Origin of the sequence: Microvirga ossetica, assembly GCF_002741015.1 — a bacterium.
In the GTDB taxonomy this organism is placed as follows: Bacteria; Pseudomonadota; Alphaproteobacteria; order Rhizobiales; family Beijerinckiaceae; genus Microvirga; species Microvirga ossetica.
Window position 1 is genome coordinate 121,505 of the sequence record NZ_CP016617.1, and the last position, 17,974, is coordinate 139,478.

A 17,974-nucleotide genomic window follows, 5' to 3' on the forward strand; every position below is an offset into this window, starting at 1 on the left:
GAAGCGATATCAAAAGGATAATCTACACGACGCGCGCCGGTGGCGCGGTCCATGCCGGCCGGCGCCAATCGATGCCTTCCCACAACATCGCCAACTGCGCCGAGGTCAGCCGCGCGGTCCCGTCCGCCGGCGATGGCCATGGGAAACGGCCTTTCTCGAGAACCTTGTAGTAAAGGCAAAATCCCTGGCCGTCCCACATCAGCAGTTTGATCCGCTCCCTTCTGCGCCCCCGAAAGGCGAACACCGCGCCGGAATGCGGATATGTGGCGCGCCACATATCCGTTCTTATGTGTCGTGAGAGATGATGTGGCGGCGGGATCGCTGACGGTGGAGTTCCAGCGCATTGCGGTTCCTGGCCGCTACATAATCTGAGCCATTTCTCCAGTGGGCGTTGGGCTATCCGCGCTCGCATGGAGAACGCACATGCTGGAACGCTACTTCAAGTATCCGAGGGTCCTGCATCGCTTGAGAGGCGGCGGCCTGGGTGACGAGCTCGATTGCATCGCAACCCATCTTTTCGAGAGCGGCTATCAGCGCACTTCAGCGAAGATCTACCTCGGCCGATTGGGACGGTTCGGTGGAGTCGTATCACGCGCAAAGCCGATCACCCAAGCCCTGATCGATGGCTTTGTCGCCGGTTGTCCGACCAAAACCTCACGTGTCGCCGCACGCACCGCGATCGCCCTAGCCCGGAGGATTGTTCCTCACCGCTTCGAGATTGGCCGTCACGAGCCCCATCCACATGAGGCCCTGCTGACAGGCTATTCCAGCTACCTGCGTGAGGTGCGCGGTCTGGCAGTGAAGACGCGGGAGGGTCAGATGCTCCTCGCGCGGCGGCTGCTTGCCTGGTGGGAGCGGCATCACGCCAGCGAGCCGCTCTCGGCCATGACCGGCATACATGTGCTGGCGCTCACCGGTCACCTCATGGGCCTGTCGTCCATGGATAACACGCGGGCAGCGACCGGGTCCTATATGCGCCGGTTTCTGAGGTTCCTGCACTGGGCCAACCTCAATGACCTGGACCTTGCGCGGTTCGTGCCGCGCACGCCATGCTACCGTCTCGCGCATTTGCCGCGGCAACTGGGTTGGGAGGATATCAGGAAGGCGATCGACGCCATCGACCCTGCGACCCCTACCGGCAGTCGCGATCGGGCTATCCTCCTGTTGCTGGCCACGACCGGCATCCGCAACAAGGAACTTCGCTCACTCGTCCTCGAGGATATTCGGTGGCGCGATGCGCAGGTTCGGATACGCCGCACCAAGGCGAGGCGCGATCGGAGCGTGCCCCTCACGCAGGAGGCGGGCGAAGCGCTCGCCGATTATGTCTTGCGGGCCCGGCCCGATTGCCGCAGCCGTCGCGTGTTCCTGGTGCACCTCCCGCCCGTGCGCCCGATCGACTGCAGCACCAACATCTCCCGCATCGTCCGCTCCGCACTGCAGCGCGCCGGCATCGTGCTAAACGGTCCCATCGGCGCCCATCTCATCCGGCATAGCTTGGCGACCCATCTTGTCAACCGGCGACGACCGATCAACGAGATCGCCGACCTGCTCGGCCATCGCAGCATCGATACGACCGCCATCTACGTGAAGGTCGCGGTGTCGCAACTCGCCGAAGTCGCCCTTCCTTTTCCCGGAGACGCGTGATGAGCACATTCTCCAGCAGACTCAGCAAGCATGTCGAGGCCTATGTCGCGCTTCGACGCTCGCTCGGCTTCTCGCTCAGCAAGCAGGCCACGATCCTGCGCGCGCTCGTCGCCTATGTCGATGGCGAACAGCTCGATGGTCCACTCTGCCGCCAAACGGTGCTCGGCTTCATAGGCTCCTGGGCGGGCACGGCGAATGGACGGGCCGTTCGCTACGGCGTGGTTCGCAGATTCAGCGAGTATCTCGCCATCTTCGATCCGCGCACCGACGCGCTTGACCCCAAGGCCTTTCCCAGGAACCGAGCCATCCCGCCACCCAGGATCCTCACCGACGAGGAACTCTCACGGCTCATGGCGGCATGCCGCGCGGTGTCGCCCGATTATCCCGAGCGCGCCCGGTTCCTGACGCCGCTCGTCGGCCTGCTCGCCAGCACCGGCATGCGGTCCGGCGAGGCGTTGCGCCTCGATCGCGGTGATGCCGATCTGGCTCAGGGGATTCTCCACATTCGAAGGACCAAGTTCCGCAAGGATCGCCTGGTTCCTGTCCATCCTTCGACGCTGGCGGTCCTGCGCGACTATGCAAGACTCCGGGATGGGGCCTTTCCAATGCCGGACATGCCAGCATTCTTCGTCAGCTCGCGTGGGACGCGATTGTCGAAGTCCGGTCTGAACGCCGCCTTCGGCGCGGCGCGCTCCCTCGCCGGCCTCGATCGCGGCAAGCCGGTGCGTCTCCACGACCTGCGTCACCGTTTCGCGGTCAGGCGGCTGGCGAACTGGCACCAGCAAGGCGCCGATGCGCGAGCGATGCTGCCGCTGCTCGCGACCTATCTCGGCCATGGCCACTACAGCGACACCGCCTATTACGTCACCGCGGACGCCGATCTTTTGGCCATGGCCGCCGAACGGGCCTTGGCCTGGGGAGAGACGCCATGACCGGCCGCTTCTCCTTTCCGTCGCTGCTGGAGTCCTTCTTCCGCCATCGCATGGCCAAGCAGCGCAATGCCACGCCAGCAACGATCGCCAGTTATCGGGATGCCCTTCGCATGCTGATCCTGTTTGCCGCCGATAGGACCGGATGTACGCCATGCGATCTCACCATCGGCGACTTGGATCGCGACACCATCCTTGCCTTCCTCGATCACCTGGAGGTCTCGCGCGGGAACAAGGTCCAGACGCGCAATGCGCGGCTGGCGGCGGTGCGATCCTTCTTCCAGCACGTCGCCGCCAACGACCCCGCCTCGCTTGGCATCGCCCATAGGATCCTCGCCATCCCGCTGAAGAAAGCGCACACCGAGATCACCCATCACCTCACGCGCACGGAGCTGGATGCGCTCATCGCGGCGCCTGATCAACGGACCGTACGGGGCCGCCGCGATCGAACCTTGCTGCTGTTTCTCGGTCGCACCGGCGCCCGGGTAACCGAAGCAACGGGCGTCAATGTCGACGATGTCCAGCTCGACCGGACCAGGCCCCAGGTGCTTCTGCGCGGCAAGGGGCGCAGGGAACGTGTTGTGCCAGTCTCGGCCGATCTCGCTCAAGCCCTCAGAGCCTTGATCGCCGAACATGGCCTCAACCATGATTCGCGGGATCCGATATTCCGCGGCGCCCGTGGTGAGCGAATGACTCGGTTCGGTGTGACGCACGTCGTCCGGCGCGCGGTAGCCGCGGTCACGCAGCCGGGGTTAGCATGCAAGGTCGTGTCGCCCCATGTTCTGCGCCACACCCTCGCCATGACGCTGCTGCAATCGGGTGTCGACCTGCTCACGATCCAGGCCTGGCTCGGTCATGCCCAGGTCGCGACGACACATCGCTATGCGGCCGCCGATGTCGAGATGATGCGCCGCGGTCTCGACCACGCCGCCATCCCGGGCAAGCACCCCGCCCGGTTCAAGGCAAAGGACGCGGTGCTTCAACTGCTTGAGAGCCTATAATTATGTGGCGGCTGGGAGCCGCAAAATGCTGGGATGCCGCCATCGGCTCTGCCGCCGTCACATAATCTCTCACGACACATAAGGCCGGGTTCTGATGCAGAACCTCCTGAGCCAGGGCGGCAAGGCCGGTGATGCCGCGGCGCATGTCGGTCACCCCACAGGCAAGGTAGACCCGAACACCCACTCCCGGTCCGATCATGCGCTCTCCGCAATCCGGATGGCGCGCATGAGCAGGTTCTCCGGCAAATCCGCTGCGGCGCGCACGATCCGCCCGTTGCGCAGCCCGATCTCCACATGGCGCTCGTTTGCTGGAAAAGCATTGGAGGTCCCGCCTTGCGGCGGCGCTGCGGCAAGCTCCACAGGCAGAAACCGGGTCTCCTCGACCGGGACCATGCGCTTGTCCCGCGTCTCTCGGCGCCACTGATAGAAATGCTGGCGCGTGATGGCGTGCCGCCGCGCCACATCCGACACCGTCGCGCCCTCCACGCCGACTTCGCTTAAAATCTGCGACTTCTCTTCGGTCGACCAGCGCCGACGCCGCTCTATGCCAGTCAGGATCTCTTGCCGCATCATCCACGTCCTTGATGACGTCAATAACGACGTCGTTAACGACGGGAATTTACATCGTCATGGAACGCCTCAGAAGGCGGCCTAAATCGGCCGGTTACGTTCAATCTCCGCCGTCAGGTCCTGTTCCTGGCGCGCGAGGGCCGCCAACCGCGCCTCCGCATCACGCCGCCGCCGCGTGTATTCCTCAAGCGACACGATGCCGGCGAGATAGGCTTCGGTAAGCCGTTCGATCCGCTGCTCCAGCGCCGCCAGTCCGTGCATCAGATTCGTCTGTCGGGCTTGTCGCTCCTGCGGCAGCCAATGCCCGCCCCGCGCCCGCTCCATCGCTTGTGCGATCATCTCAGGCGTCTCGAGCAGTTGGCACAGATCCCGCCAGACCAGATCATCGAGAGCCGTGGCGGGGATGAAGCGCGCCGGACAGCGCACCCCCGTTGCGCGCAGGCGGGTCGTGGTGCGACAGACATAGTAATCGTAGTGGCCCTGCTGGCATCGCCCGACGCAGGCGTAGCGACAGTGGCCGCAGCTGACGAGGCCACGCAGCAGGTAGTCATGGGCTCGATTGTTTCGTCGCGCCATCTGCCGATTATACACCAGACGCTCAGCAGCTTTCTCAAATTGGGTGGAGCTGACCAGCGCCGGCACCGGCGCCACCGCAATCCATTCGCCGGGCTCGCGCCGGCTCTTCCCGCAGCTGTGCCGACCGACCGGGGCCAGCGCCGAGCGTCGGGTGGTCAAGGCGCGGGACCGCGTGCGGTTGGCGAACACCTGACCGATATAGGTGGGATTGGTCAGCACATGGCAGAGGGTGGCCGGACACCAGGCCGGGCATCCGGCGGGTGAGGCGATGCCCAACCGCTCAAGCTGCTGACCGAGCCCGTAGAGCGACAGTCCGTCCTCGGCATACCAGCGAAAGATGGCGCGCACGACCATTGCCTCGGCCTCGTCGATCCGCACGCCGGTGGGATCGCGCGGATGGTCGGGATCGACACGATAGCCATAGGGTGGTTTGGTCCACGGCAGAAGCGTGCCAGCCTGCAGCTTGCGCAGCCGTCCGCGGCGCGTGCGCTCGACAATCAGGACGCGCTCATATTCGGCCACCGCCCCGCGGATCTGGAGCAGCAACTGGTCATGCGGATCCTGGCTCATGGGCCGGTCGAGGAACTCCACGGCCGCGCCGTGCCGTTCCAGCTCCTCGACGAGCAGCACCTGATGAACATAGTTGCGGGCAAGCCGATCAGGCGCAGTGATCAGGATGTGGTCGAGCTGAGCACTGGCCGCCGCATCCCTCAAGTGGTCCAGTGCCGGCCGTTGCAAGCTGGCTCCACTGTAGCCGTCGTCGCGAAAGACATAGTCGGCGGGCAACTCCCAGTGCTGTGCGTCCGCATGGGCGCGCAAGCGCTCGAGTTGGCTCTCAATCGACTGACTGTCGGTCTGACGCTGGGTCGACACGCGTGCATAGGCCGCTGCGATCGGCATGATGGTTCTCCTGTGGCCCAGGCCTTGGATCATCGCCCAGATCGCAGCTTGGCCGTGCTGGCGCGCCCTCCACGAGCAGCCGATAGGCTTTGTCCCAGCGCGTCTGCGCCCTCGGGCCGCCGGTCCAGCATCGCCTGATTGTCCACTGACCCTGGTGCCTGATGGCCTCCGCAAGGGGTTGATCCCTCGCAGAGACAAACTGCAGCCGCCGCATGCCGAAGCCGGTGCGGGACCGAGCTGCCATGCAGGCTCAGACGGCCATGGCGAACCCAGCAAAATTTGTCATTTGTGAATCTACCATCTTAGACGGGTTCTGGATCCATCGCGTGCTTCAAGATGAGGGGATCGAAAGTCACGTCGTCGATCCCGCCTCGATCGCCGTCTCGCGCCGGCATCGCCGCGCCAAGACCGACCGGATTGACGGCGAGGCTCTGGTGCGCACCTTGCTGGCTTACAAGCGGGGCGAGCCGCGCGTCTGCGCCATGGTCCATGTGCCGACACCAGACGAAGAGGATCAGCGGCGCCTCTGCCGGGAGCTGAAGACGCTCGTCGGCGAACGGGTCCGGCATGTCAACCGGCTCAGGGGGCTGTTCTTCTCACAAGGCATTGCCGACTACGACCTGCGGCGTCCGGACAGGCGTGCAAGACTCGACGAGTTGCGGACCGGCGACGGGCGTCCCTTGCCGCAGCATCTCAAAGCCGTGGCGCGGCGCGAACTCGAGGTCATCGAGTTGCTGGATCGGCAGATCGCGGCCGTGAAGGCCGAACGCGATGCCCTTCTGGCCGCGGCGCAAACGGCGGAGGTCCCGTCAAAGGCAGTTCAGATGCTGCTCGGCCTCAAGGGAATTGGATCGGGGTTCGCGGGCGCGCTGTGGTCGGAAGGCCTGTTCCGGCGCTTTGACAACCGGCGGCAGGTGGCGGCCTATGCCGGGCTAGCCCCGACGCCCTGGAAGAGTGGCAAGATCGATCACGAGCAGGGAGTATCGAAAGCCGGCAATCCCCGGCTGCGCGCCGTCTTGGTCGAGATGGCGTGGCTCTGGCTGCGGCATCAACCGGGATCAGCCCTTGCGCTGTGGTACCATGATCGGGTGCGCTGCCTGGGCGGGCGGATGAAGAAGGTCACGATCGTCGCGCTGGCCAGAAAGTTGCTGGTGGCTCTCTGGAAGTATGTAGTCCACGGCGTGGTCATCGAGGGAGCGGAGTTGAAAGCTGCCTGATCCTGCCCGCACACAGAATTCTCATCACTTCCACCAAGGCCTGATCAGCTTTGGCGGATCCGGGTGGACGAACCGCGGTAAGGGTCTGGCCTGAACCGCCGTAGTTAAGAATGGTCGCGTCCTCCCGAGCCCTGCCCGCAGAATGCGGGATGGTGGTGCAGCCGCCGCGAGCGGCGACCGTATGTGATGGGGTGGACGCCCCCGACGGCCTCGCTGTGGCAGAGTGGGTGTCGAACACCCGTTGAAGGAGGCGTCTGTAGGTCAGGTGAGCACAATCGGATTGGACATCGCTAAGCACGTTTTCCAGGCGCATGGAGCCGATGCGTCGGGTCATGTCGTCTTTCGCAAGAAGATCACACGCGCGAAACTGATCGAGTTCATGGCCTCGCAGCCGCCGTGCCTGGTGGCCCTGGAGGCGTGTGGCGGGGCCCATTACTGGGCCCGCGAGATCACCCAACTGGGTCACACGGTCCGCCTGATCCCGCCGGCGTATGTCAAACCGTTCGTCAAGCGGCATAAGAATGATGCCGCTAATGCGGAGGCGATCTGCGAGGCGGCTCAGCGGCCCAACATGCGGTACGTGGCCGTGAAGGATGAGGAGCAGCAGGCCAGGACCGTTGTCTTCCGGGCGCGCGATCTTCTCGTGCAGCAGCGGACCCAGCTGATCAACGCTCTGCGCGGTCACCTGACAGAATATGGATGCATCGTGCCAAAGGGACCGGCGCACGTGGCGCGGCTGATCGCGTGGATCGAGGACCCTGCCTCGCAGTTGCCGGAGAGCGCACGGGCGGTGTTCACGGTGCTGATCGACAGCCTGAAGGTGGTGGACACGCAGATCGCCGGTCTGGATGCCGAGATTGCCCGGCGCTCGCGCGAGGATCCGATCGCCCGCCGGCTGATGACCATTCCCGGGATCGGCCCCATCACGGCCACCGCGATCACGGCGCTGGCCCCGCCTCCGGAAACATTCCGCAAAGGCCGGGACTTTGCCGCCTGGCTGGGGCTCACGCCCTTGCAGAAGTCGACCGGCGGCAAGCAGAGGCTCGGCGCGATCTCGAAGATGGGCGAACGAACCCTGAGGCGGCTGCTGATCATCGGCAGCAGCAGCGTAGTGCATCAGCCATGCAAGCGCGGAGCGCCCGCCGGCTCGTGGCTGGCCCAGATATTGGCGCGCAAGCCGCGCATGCTGGTCACGGTCGCGCTGGCGAACAAAATCGCTCGCGTGGTTTGGGCCCTGCTGGCGAAGGGCGAAGTTTATCGAGCTCCGGTCGCAGCGGCGTGAAGCTGGCTGCGAGCGCGAGGCTGTCGACGGCGTAGGCGGGCGAAGGAGGGTATGGCACAACAGTCGGCGAGACGGGGCTGGAAGAACCAGGCAAACTCAGAGCGCTTCAAGCGCGCGAATGTGATTTGGATCCGGTCCGCGAACTCCCATACAGGCCCGCAGCGTTCATGCTGCACTTAGTGGTGCATCCGGCATGTTCCGAGGTATAATGGCAGTCCCTTCTGACCTGCTGGCGGAGGTGGCCCATGGCACGGGTCTGCTTACGCGAAATGACTGCTGCTGAGTATGCGGCGGTCCAAAAGCTAGCTCACTCCCACACGGCTCCGGCCCAACGCGTGCAACGCGCCCAAATCATCTGGCGGGCCGGTTGCGGCGAGAGTGCATCAGCGATTGCAGCCCGGGTCGGTCTTGATGGGGAGACCGTGCGCAAGCGCATCTGCCGCTTCAATGCCGAGGGTTTGGAAGCGCTCAAGGACCGACATCGCTCGGGTCGCCAACCAACCTACACGCCCGAGCAGACAGCCACCGTGATCGCCACCGCGCTGACCAAGCCTCAGACGCTGGGGCTGCCGTTTGCCGCCTGGACACTGGATCGACTGGCCGCCTACCTGCATGAGCAGAAAGGGATTGCGATGCAGCGCAGCCGCATCGACGAGATCCTGCTCCACGAGGGCCTGCGCTGGCGCAAACACGAGACCTGGTTCGGCGAGCGGGTCGATCCGGCCTTCGCGGCAAAAAGGGGGCGATCGAAACGCTCTACACCAAGCCGCCTGCGGGCAGTTGCGTGATCTGTCTCGATGAGATGGGACCGGTGAGCGCCAAGAGCTACGCGGGTCGGGCCCTGGTGCAGAGCCGGACGCGACCGGCCGAACGCGCCAAGCAGGAGATCGATTATGGCCGCCGGGCCAAGGGCTACATCTTCGGGGCGTTTTGTCCCGCCACCGGCGAAGCCTTCACGCATCCGTATCCCGGACGGGGTGGAGCGCACTGGGTCGACTTCCTCGGCCAGGTTGAGAGCTGGGTCCCGAGGACGACCAAACGGGTGTACGCGATCATGGATAACCTGAGTTCCCATCGCACGACCGACGTGCTGCTGTTCGTGCTGGCGCATCCGCGCTGGGAGATGGTGTTCCAACCCAAGTACGCGGCTTATCTCAACCTGATCGAGCCCTGGTGGAAGATCCTGCGTTCACTGGCTCTTGCCGGCCGGCGCTTCGAGACCTGGGAGGAGATCGTCGATGCGATCCACTGCTCGACAGTCTACTGGAATGCACACCGCCATCCGTTTGTCTGGGGCAGGCGCCGCCGGCATCGGCCCCGCCGCTCGCCCGGTATTGCTCTTCTGCCCAAGGCAGCATGACTTACCGGATGCACCACTTAGAGGCCGGACAGATGGCAGCGTCCGACTACGTCTCTATAGCCTCTAAAAATCGCTTGCGTCGGACGGGGCGTCCACAGATGAGTTTGAACCGAGCCGGATATGGCTCGTGTCACGCAACGGCTCGGATCCTGGATCTGGAACAACCGACTGGAGATTGCCCCATGAGTGGCTGACCCAACAAACTTGAATCATCCAAGCCCATGTGAGCCCGTCCCGAAAAGGATTGAACGAAGCCGCTGACGCGGCATTTGGTGCCCGGGGATGCGGATGATGCTTCTGTTTTGAAGGGTTGCGGCTGTTGAAGCGCAATTCCAGAACAGGAGATCAAGATGGTCGAGATGAGCCCTCTGCGCCGTCGCATGATCGAGGACATGACGGTCCGCAATCTGTCGCCCGCCACGCAACGATCCTACATCCACGCGGTAGCGAAGTTTTCGCGCTATTTCGGCCGGTCCCCGGCTCGGCTTGGCCTGGAAGATGTCCGCGCCTTCCAGGTGCATCTGGTGGCGAAGGGGATCTCATGGTCGGCGCTGAACCAGACGGTCTGCGCGCTGCGGTTCTTTTACGGCGTGACACTGGGCCATGCCGAGATTCCAGAACGGATTGCCTATGCGCGCTTGCCCCGCAAGCTGCCCGTGGTGCTGAGCGCGGATGAGGTTGTCCGGTTCCTCGAGGCGGTGCCCAGCCTGAAGACGCGCACCGCGCTGACCACGGCCTATGCCGCGGGCCTCCGTGCCTCCGAGACCGTCGGCCTGAAGGTCGGCGACATCGACAGCGAACGCGGTGTCATCCTGATCGCGCACGGCAAGGGCGGCAAGGACCGATACGTCATGCTGTCGGCGCAGCTTCTGCGCATCCTCCGGGTCTATTGGCGGCTGGCAAAGCCCAACGACTGGCTGTTTCCCGGTCGTGACGCAACCGCGCCAATCGATGTGCAGGTTCTCTATTCGGCATGCCGCTCGGCATGTATCGCCGCCGGCATCGACAAACGCGTGACGGTCCACACGCTGCGGCACAGCTTCGCCACACATTTGCTCGAGAACGGAACCGACATTCGCATCATCCAGGTTTTGCTCGGTCACAACAATCTGTCGAGCACGGCACGCTACACGAAGGTCTCGAACGGCCTTATTCGCCGCACGGAGAGCCCGCTCGACCGTCTGAGGCTGGAGGTTGTTCCCCCAAACTGAGCCGGCGTCGTCATGTCGGCAAGACTGGAGGTGGCGGACATCATGCGTCGCCACGGCGAGGCCTATCGGCAGGCCCATGAGGGTCATCTCGGGCGGGTCGAGCGCCGCACGATGAGCGCGATCGAGCTGTGCCGGACAGCCGCTCTCGGTGGCCATCTGGAGGGATGCCCATCATGCAGGACAATCCGCGTCTCCTACAATTCCTGCCGCAACCGGCATTGCCCGAAGTGCCAAGGACAGGCCTGTCGGGATTGGCTCGCCGCGCGGCAGGGTGACCTCCTGCCGGTTCCCTACTTCCACGTGGTCTTCACGCTGCCGGAGCCGATGGCCGGCATCGCGTTTCAGAACAAGGCCGCCGTCTATTCCATCCTGTTCAAGGCCGCGGCTGAGACGTTGCTCACCATCGCCGCTGACCCCAAACATCTGGGGGCGGAGATTGGTCTCGTCGCGGTCCTGCACAGTTGGGGCCAGAACCTGCATTATCATCCGCACGTCCATTGCATCGTGCCGGGCGGCGGCCTGTCGCCTACCCGCTTCGGGCGTCGATCCGGGGCCGCGCAGTGGATTGCGTGCCGGCCCGGCTTCTTCCTGCCCGTGCGGGTCCTATCGCGCCTGTTTCGTCGGCTGTTTCTGCAGGACCTGCAAGCCGCCTATGACGCGGGCAATCTGAGCTTCTTTGGCGACCTCGCCGGGCTGATGGCGCCCGCCGCGTTCCGCCGCCGGCTGGCAGAGGTCCGTCGTGTCGAATGGATCGTCTACGCCAAACCGCCCTTCGGTGGCCCCGGGCAGATGCTGACCTATCTCGGCCGCTACACCCATCGTGTCGCCATCGCCAATTCTCGGCTTGTCAGTATGGCCGACGGCAGGGTCTCGTTCCGCTGGAAGGACTATCGTCATCGCGGCAAGGTCAAGGTCATGACGCTCGATGCCCACGAGTTCATCCGGCGCTTCCTGCTGCACACCCTGCCGGACGGCTTCCACCGCATCCGACATTACGGCTTTCTCGCGAATGGCCATCGCGCCCAAAAGCTGGAACTGTGTCGCAGACTGCTGACCATCACGGCGCAAGAGAGCGCCGCCGACACCACGCATGATCGGCCCGCCGCAACTCCGGCCAGCCGGTGCTCCTGGTGCGGCCGACAGATGGTCACGTTCGGCATCTGGCGATGTGGGGAGGTGCCTCGCCGTCCCTTCTGGAGCGACAGTTCATGAGAGGATCAACCGCTTGCAGCATGGCAATGACCGAGCCGACTGCCATGCGCGCCGGCCTGCATCTGTTTGCACCGCGTCCCGGAGCGGGAAAGATCCGGGTGCTCTACGGTGACCGTGCCGGCCGTCTTCAACGCGATCATCGGCACCGAGCCGTCGCCGTCGGCACCATCAGGCACACGGATCGCGTTCCAAATGCCGTCCGTCCGGCCCTCGTCGAGCAACTCACCTCACCAACCAGCCTACAATCCCCATAGCGCCATCCCCGTCTCGCGGCTTCGCTCAATCCGGCTTCAATGAGGTCCTTCCGGATGAGGGCCTTCACACGTTCCGTCGCGACCGGACCTCACAGAACCCTCCAGATTGAGTGGCCGAGATGCCTATGATTCCAGGAGGGTGCTGAAGCCTTCCGGCTTCGGCGCCAAGCTGCCGGTGGCCCGATACGCCGCTATCAGCCGCACCACGAAGGCGACCGACACCTCAAAAGCCGGGCGGCCGCGTGGCAGGAATGGCCCGACTCGACGAATCATGCCACCCGATGGCGTAGATCCAGCGAGTAGGACTTGGTCATCGCTCATCTCCTCCCAGGAAGAGGGCTGAGTTGAGCGATGGGGTGGACGGCCCCTGACCCAGCGGCATCGCGATGTACCAGGATGGTGCTGTCAGTGACCATCAACGGAAAGGGACCGTCCAGATGCAGATTACCACGATCGGCCTCGACATCGCCAAGAACGTTTTCCAGGTTCATGGGGTCAATCAGCAGGGGCAAACGGTCCTGCGCCGGAAGGTGCGGCGCGATCAGCTTCTGGCGCTGTTCAAGAGGCTGAGCCATGCCTGATCGGCATCGAAGCCTGCGCGACGGCGCATCACTGGGCCCGACAGCTACAGGCTCTCGGTCACCAGGTGCGGCTGATGCCACCCGCTTAACTGCGCATCTCGCGGATCGTGAGCGCTCATTTCGTGGGATCGTGAGCAGGCATTTCACGCGATCATGAGCGGTCGCGTCGACCGATGGGGTGATGGAGTCAGGAGATTTGGTCGCCGTCAAGAGGGCGGGCTCTGGCGTTCTGCTTTCTCATGCTTTCTCCGGCGAGTTGAAGGCGGTGGGCATTGTGAACAAGACGATCCAAGATTGCGTCTCCAAGAGTGGGATCCCCAATCAGGTCATGCCATGCGTCCACGGGAACCTGGCTCGTGACGATGGTCGATGAGCGGCCGTGACGATCGTCGAGGATTTCCAGGAGATCGCGCCGCTCGGACCCGGTGAGCACTGACAAGCCCCAATCATCGAGGATCAGCACCTGTACGCGACCGAGGGCCTTGAGCAGGCGGCCATAGCGCCCGTCGCCGCGCGCGAGCGCCAATGCCTCGAACAGGCGCGGCACGCGGTGGTAGAGCACCGAGCGGTTATCCCGGCAGGCCTTGTGGCCGAGCGCGCAGGCGATCCAGCTCTTGCCGAGGCCGGCCGCCCCTGTAATCAGCACATTCTCATGCCGGTCGATCCAGTCGCCAACAACCAGCCGGGCAAAGACCGCGCGATCGATGCCGCGCGGGGTTCGCCAATCGACGTCCTCGACGCAGGCGTTCTGGCGCAGCGCCGCGAACTTGAGCCGCGCGGTGAGACGCTTGGTGTCGCGCTCGGCCGCTTCGCGGTCGACCAACAGCCCGATGCGCTCCTCAAAGGACAGAGCGTCGAGATCGGGCAATCGTCGCTGCTCCTCGAAGGCTTTGGCCATGCCGGTCAGGCCAAGCGCGATCAGGCGCTCATGGGTGGGATGGGTCAGCATCGGTTGGGTCTCCTGGGTTCAGTGGAAGTAACCCTGGCCGCGGATGTTGCCGTGGCGCAGGGGTTCGTGGTCGGGCGTCTCGTCAACGACGGCGCGGTCGAGGCCATTCTTGAGAATCGACCGGATCGAGGCGACGGAGCGTGCCTTGATGAGGAGGCCGCGCCGGCAGGCGGCCTCGACGCGGGTGTCGCCATAGCTCCTGGCCAGCGACAGGATGCCGAGGCAGGTGCGGAAGCCCTGCTCGGGATGTGGACGGTCGGCGATCACCGCCTCGAAGAAAGCCGCGACGGAGGGCCCAATCCGTTCACCGGCGGCGATCAGGCCTCGTGGGGTCCACTGGCCGTGGCGGCGATGGGCGCTCGGCATATGCTCGGCAACGGTGGTGTGGCCGCGCCGGTTCGGCGCCCGGGCATGGCTGGCGACCCGCTGGCCCTTGTGGAAGATCTCGACCGTCGCACCGGCAAGGCGCACGTCGACGAGTTCCCGGATCAGGCGGTAGGGCACGGAGTACCAGTGGCCGTCGACCTCGACATGGTAGTCCGGCGCGACGCGGCAGCGCTTCCAGCGGGCGAAGACGTAGGGCTCGTCTGGCAGCGCTCCCAGCCGGGGCCGGTCGATCTCGGCAAAGAGTTCGGCCCGGCTGGAGCCGAAGCCGCGCATCTGGCGGGCGTTGAGTTCGACGACCAGGCTGCGAATGGCGCGATTGAGCTCGGCGAGCGCGAAGAAGCGATGGTTGCGCAGCCGGGCCAGGATCCAGCGCTGGGCGATTTGGACCGCGACCTCAACTTTGGCCTTATCCTTCGGGCGTCTCGGCCGCGCCGCGAGAATGGCGGTGCCGTAATGGCCGGCCATCTCGGCATAGGTGCGGTTGAGGCCGGGATCGTAGCGGTCGGGATTGGTCACCGCCGCCTTGAGGTTGTCGCAGATCACGAACTTCGGAACCCCGCCCAGGAAGGCAAACAGGTTGGCGTGCACGGCAATCCAGTCCGGCAGGCTCTCGCTCGCGCAGGCCTCGGCATAGGTGTAGTTGGAGGCGCCCATGGCGGCGACGAACAGCTTCATGGGATGGGCTTGGCCGGTCAGCGGATCGAAGACGTCGATGGTGTCGCCGGCAAAATCGACAAACACCTTCTCGCCGCCCCTGTGGGTCTGGCGCATTGTTGGGCGAACGCGCCCCTTCCAGGCCTCGTAGGTGGTGCAGAACCAGGTGTAGCCGAAGCCATCGGGATGGGCGGCGCGATATTCCTCCCAGAGCAGCACGCGCGTCACGCCACGCCGGCGCAGCTCCTTCTCGACATAAACCCAGTCGGGGACCGGGCGCCGATCGGTCTGAGCCGAGGATGGTGCCGGAAACAGCAGGAGTTCGAGCGCGTCGTCATCGAGCCCGTCCGGCAGCGGCCAGCTCAGCCCTGCCAGACGGGCGCGGCGCAGGTAGCCATGAACGACGCCATTGCTGATCCCCAGCGTGCGCGCGATGACGCGCTCGGTCAGGCCTTGGACATGTCTTAAACGAAGTACTTCTCGGATCCGGCGCATCGACAATCTCTGGGTTGGCATCGGGCCTCCTCGTGGGTTGAACGAGGCATCCGTAGCCGGTTGAGTTGTCGGCCGAAGCTCCCGGCACCTCCGAAAAGGTGCTCACGATCCTCTGAAATCGTTGCTCACGGTGCCGCGAAATCGCTGCTCACGATCACGCGAAACACGCACTTAACTGAAGGCCTATGTCAAACGGAACAAAAATGACGCCGCCGATGCCGAGGCGATCTGCGAAGCGGTCACACGGCCAAGCATGCGGTTCGTGCCGATCAAATCGCCGGACGCGCAAAGCGTGCTGATGTTGCACCGTGCCCGTCAACTGTTGGTCCGCCAGCGGACCGCGCAGGTGAGCGCCTTGCGGGCTCATCTGGCGGAGTATGGCATCATCGCACCCAAGGGCCGTCCTCATGTTCAGCAACTGGTTGACCTGCTCGACAGGGGCGCGGACGGGCTGCCGGAGCTCGCCCGGCAGACGCTGCTGCTGATCGCCGACATGATCTCAGGTCTGAGCCAGCAAATCCGGAAGATTGAGATTGAGCTCATGAAGTGGCATCGGGCCGATGCCGTGTGCCAGCGTTTGGAGACGATCCCCGGTATCGGCTTCATCACCGCCACCGCCCTGGCCGCGACCGTCAACGATGCGCGCGTTTCGGTCCGGGCGCCAATTCTCGGCCTGGCTCGGGCTGGTGCCCAAGCCGCATTCCTCCGGTGGCAAGGAGCGGCTGGGCGCGATCTCGAAGATGGGCGACCGCTACCTGCGCCACCTCCTCGTCGTGGGGGCAACCGCAGTTCTCCGCTATACAAAGCGCAAGGCGACATCGGTCAATCTTTGGGCGAGCCGGCTGCGGGAGCGCAAGCCAGCGAGACTAGTCACCGTTGCGCTCGCCAACAAGATTGCGCGGATTGCCTGGGCCGTGATGGCACGGGGTGAGACCTACCGCGCCACAGTGGCTGCTTAAGGCAGCCTGGCTAACCAGTTTGGGCAGGGGAGAACGAACGCGTGATGCTGATCCGGTCAAGCCGGGGATTGGGACAACCTGGGTGATTCAGCGCGCCTTGCAGCGCGGTCGAGTGATGAGGACCCGATCCACCGACATCATCATGGCCAGCGGTCAGATGTGCCGCATCAACAGGCCGTACATATGACTGCACCCGACCACCCTGCAGACACGTCAACAAATCCCTTGCCAAAGGGGAGCGTTCTCTAATCGCGGGTCTCCAGTCAAGCGCAAAAAGCTCTGGCACCTTTGCTTCTCCCCGGGTCACGGTTCTCTCCGCGGTCGGCACGGGCCGCCGCATCATTGGGTTCAACAGCACGAGCCTTCCAAGGTCCACAACGTGATCAGCTGGAGAATCCAGCTCTCACAGGCCCCGCTTGCGGAATGACCCGTACCCTCGCCCCGAGGAGCAAGCACGGCACCTGGCGCTCACCTCACGATGAAGGCCAGATCAATCTCATCCTCCCCATTCTCATGCGGCAGCCTCCAGTTTGGTCCAGCGGAAGGGCTCACCCGTCCGCCAGATCGCATGCAGAATGACGGCGAGCTTGCGGGCCAGGGCCACCCGGGCCTTGTTGAACCCACTGCGCTGCACCAGCCGCACCGCCCAGGCCTTGAGCGGCGACCAGCGTTGCACCCGAGTCAGCAAGACACCGGCGGCCTCGAACAGATAGGATCGCACCAGTTCGTCACCGCATTTCGAGATGCGGCCGCTCCGGTCGATCTCGCCGGACTGATATCGCCGCGGCGTGAGACCCAAATGAGCTCCGACATTGCGGGACTGCCGAAAGCGCTCCGGGTGCTCGATCGCACTGACATAAGCCAACACCGAGAGAGCACCGACGCCCGGCACACTCATCAGGAGGCGGCACTCGGCCCGCTGGCGTACCTCCTGCCGCACTGCCTTGTCGAAGCGGGCGATCTGGTCCTTCAGCTCACGCCAGACCTGCAGCATCGGCCGCACAATCCCGGCCACCGCGGGCTGATCCGCCAAGAGGGTCTCGACTCGCTCAGAGAACGAGCGGCCATGCGCCATCCCGACCACCAGGCCAAAGACCTTCAGGATGCCGCGGATGTGGTTGGACAGCTGCGTGGTCATACCCACCAGCTGCCGGCGGGCACCGAGCAGGGCGCGGAGCCGATGCGCTTCGAAGGATTTGACGTGGACGCTGCGGTACCAGCCGGTGCGGACGATCTGCGCCAGCCCTTCGGCGTCATTGCGGTCAGTCTTGTTAAGCTGCATGGCCAGAGCAGCCTTGGCGTGGCGAGCGTCGAGACAGATCACCTCCAAGCCACGACGACGCAGTTCGTGCACGAGCCAAGGCATCAGCGGACCAGTCTCAATACCGACCTGGAGATCAGAGCCGTGTCGGCATAGGATCTGGGCGAGAGCTTCGGGATCGGTCGGGGCCGTGCCGCGCCAGAGGCGGCGGCCCTGCTCATCCACGATGCAGATCGAGGTCTCCTTCTGCGAGACATCCAGGCCGGCGTAGTGGGTCATCGTCTGCTCCTGCTCTGTTGGGCCGATCAGACTGTCGCCTGATCGGCGTTTCCGCCAGAGCCCTCGCGCTACCCGCGATTACCCGATGTCCACACATGAATCACAGATCGCGCCAGCCAAAAACCCGGGGAGTCGGATTTACAGTCCGATGCTCTAAAAGGACCAAGTTTGCGCGATGAACCGCCCTTATACCAACCGGCGCTGATCCTCATGCATTCGCCCAGTCGCGCAGGCCGATGGACATGATGGTCCA

General features: G+C 64.4%; 16 protein-coding genes and 3 pseudogenes. 11 read left to right on the forward strand and 8 right to left on the reverse strand.

Features of this window, described 5'->3' with window-relative positions; translation table 11 throughout:
* Positions 1-22: 22 nt before the first annotated feature.
* Positions 23-277, reverse strand: a complete 255-nt coding sequence (gene tnpB, locus BB934_RS49405) for an IS66 family insertion sequence element accessory protein TnpB (protein ID WP_418294781.1) — start codon at positions 275-277, stop codon at positions 23-25.
* A gap of 146 nt (positions 278-423) precedes the next feature.
* Here tnpB (BB934_RS49405) and BB934_RS28340 point away from each other — a divergent pair, with 146 nt between their 5' ends.
* The 3 genes from BB934_RS28340 to BB934_RS28350 are packed head-to-tail and all read left to right on the forward strand — an operon-like array spanning position 424 to position 3,574.
* Positions 424-1,644 carry a site-specific integrase gene (locus BB934_RS28340; RefSeq protein WP_099513342.1) on the forward strand — a complete coding sequence of 407 codons (1,221 nt, stop codon included), beginning with the start codon at positions 424-426 and terminating at the stop codon, positions 1,642-1,644.
* Positions 1,644-2,576 carry a tyrosine-type recombinase/integrase gene (locus tag BB934_RS28345; RefSeq protein WP_099513343.1) on the forward strand — a complete coding sequence of 311 codons (933 nt, stop codon included), beginning with the start codon at positions 1,644-1,646 and terminating at the stop codon, positions 2,574-2,576. Before BB934_RS28340 ends, BB934_RS28345 begins: the two co-directional genes overlap by 1 nt.
* Entirely contained in the window at positions 2,573-3,574 is a 1,002-nt protein-coding gene (locus tag BB934_RS28350; RefSeq protein WP_099513344.1) for a tyrosine-type recombinase/integrase, read from the forward strand. The genes BB934_RS28345 and BB934_RS28350 overlap by 4 nt, the downstream gene beginning before the upstream one ends.
* Here the strand turns inward: BB934_RS28350 and tnpB (BB934_RS51045) are convergent.
* The 3 genes from tnpB (BB934_RS51045) to BB934_RS28365 all read right to left on the reverse strand — a co-directional run bounded on the left by tnpB (BB934_RS51045) (position 3,531) and on the right by BB934_RS28365 (position 5,620).
* Complete coding sequence (gene tnpB / locus BB934_RS51045; protein WP_157934368.1) at positions 3,531-3,773, reverse strand: IS66 family insertion sequence element accessory protein TnpB; 243 nt, start codon at positions 3,771-3,773, stop codon at positions 3,531-3,533. The two genes, BB934_RS28350 and tnpB (BB934_RS51045), sit on opposite strands and share 44 nt — an antisense overlap.
* The gene (tnpA, locus tag BB934_RS28360; protein ID WP_237050457.1) at positions 3,770-4,147 is read right to left on the reverse strand and encodes an IS66-like element accessory protein TnpA; all 378 of its coding nucleotides are present in this window, start codon (positions 4,145-4,147) and stop codon (positions 3,770-3,772) included. Before tnpA ends, tnpB (BB934_RS51045) begins: the two co-directional genes overlap by 4 nt.
* Positions 4,148-4,225: 78 nt before the next feature.
* Positions 4,226-5,620, reverse strand: a complete 1,395-nt coding sequence (locus BB934_RS28365; RefSeq protein ID WP_162299236.1) for a recombinase family protein — start codon at positions 5,618-5,620, stop codon at positions 4,226-4,228.
* Positions 5,621-5,865: 245 nt separating this feature from the next.
* Between BB934_RS28365 and BB934_RS28370 the strand changes: the two are divergent.
* The 6 genes and pseudogenes from BB934_RS28370 to BB934_RS28395 all read left to right on the forward strand — a co-directional run.
* Positions 5,866-6,837, forward strand: a pseudogene (locus tag BB934_RS28370) (IS110 family RNA-guided transposase); the annotation flags it as partial.
* Positions 6,838-7,078: 241 nt separating this feature from the next.
* Positions 7,079-8,119, forward strand: coding sequence for an IS110 family RNA-guided transposase (locus tag BB934_RS28375; RefSeq protein ID WP_099513346.1), 1,041 nt, complete (start codon positions 7,079-7,081; stop codon positions 8,117-8,119).
* A gap of 269 nt (positions 8,120-8,388) precedes the next feature.
* Positions 8,389-8,907: a helix-turn-helix domain-containing protein gene (locus tag BB934_RS28380; RefSeq protein WP_418294791.1), complete on the forward strand. Its 519-nt coding sequence runs from the start codon at positions 8,389-8,391 to the stop codon at positions 8,905-8,907.
* A 14-nt stretch (positions 8,908-8,921) separates the two neighbouring features.
* The gene (locus BB934_RS28385) at positions 8,922-9,479 is read left to right on the forward strand and encodes a transposase (protein ID WP_237050458.1); all 558 of its coding nucleotides are present in this window, start codon (positions 8,922-8,924) and stop codon (positions 9,477-9,479) included.
* A 350-nt stretch (positions 9,480-9,829) separates the two neighbouring features.
* Entirely contained in the window at positions 9,830-10,690 is an 861-nt protein-coding gene (locus BB934_RS28390; RefSeq protein ID WP_099513349.1) for a tyrosine-type recombinase/integrase, read from the forward strand.
* 12 nt (positions 10,691-10,702) lie between these two features.
* Positions 10,703-11,902 (forward strand): IS91 family transposase, encoded by a 1,200-nt coding sequence (locus BB934_RS28395; RefSeq protein WP_099513350.1) that lies wholly within the window; start codon positions 10,703-10,705, stop codon positions 11,900-11,902.
* Between the two features lie 5 nt (positions 11,903-11,907).
* Here BB934_RS28395 and BB934_RS28400 read toward each other — a convergent pair whose 3' ends face one another.
* Entirely contained in the window at positions 11,908-12,123 is a 216-nt protein-coding gene (locus tag BB934_RS28400) for a hypothetical protein (protein ID WP_099513351.1), read from the reverse strand.
* A 470-nt stretch (positions 12,124-12,593) separates the two neighbouring features.
* On the opposite strand from BB934_RS28400, the pseudogene BB934_RS28405 reads away from it, so the two are divergent.
* Positions 12,594-12,823, forward strand: a pseudogene (locus BB934_RS28405) (IS110 family transposase); the annotation flags it as partial.
* 101 nt (positions 12,824-12,924) lie between these two features.
* Here the strand turns inward: BB934_RS28405 and istB are convergent.
* Both istB and istA read right to left on the reverse strand, forming a co-directional pair.
* On the reverse strand, positions 12,925-13,686 hold the full coding sequence (gene istB, locus BB934_RS28410) for an IS21-like element helper ATPase IstB (RefSeq protein ID WP_099509450.1): 762 nt from the start codon (positions 13,684-13,686) through the stop codon (positions 12,925-12,927).
* Positions 13,687-13,704: 18 nt separating this feature from the next.
* The gene (istA, locus tag BB934_RS28415) at positions 13,705-15,243 is read right to left on the reverse strand and encodes an IS21 family transposase (protein WP_099509451.1); all 1,539 of its coding nucleotides are present in this window, start codon (positions 15,241-15,243) and stop codon (positions 13,705-13,707) included.
* A gap of 154 nt (positions 15,244-15,397) precedes the next feature.
* Here istA and BB934_RS51455 point away from each other — a divergent pair.
* Positions 15,398-16,181 (forward strand): annotated as a pseudogene (locus tag BB934_RS51455) (IS110 family RNA-guided transposase); the annotation flags it as partial.
* 511 nt (positions 16,182-16,692) lie between these two features.
* Here the strand turns inward: BB934_RS51455 and BB934_RS28425 are convergent.
* Positions 16,693-17,721: an IS110 family RNA-guided transposase gene (locus BB934_RS28425; protein ID WP_099513353.1), complete on the reverse strand. Its 1,029-nt coding sequence runs from the start codon at positions 17,719-17,721 to the stop codon at positions 16,693-16,695.
* Between the last annotated feature and the right edge of the window lie 253 nt (positions 17,722-17,974).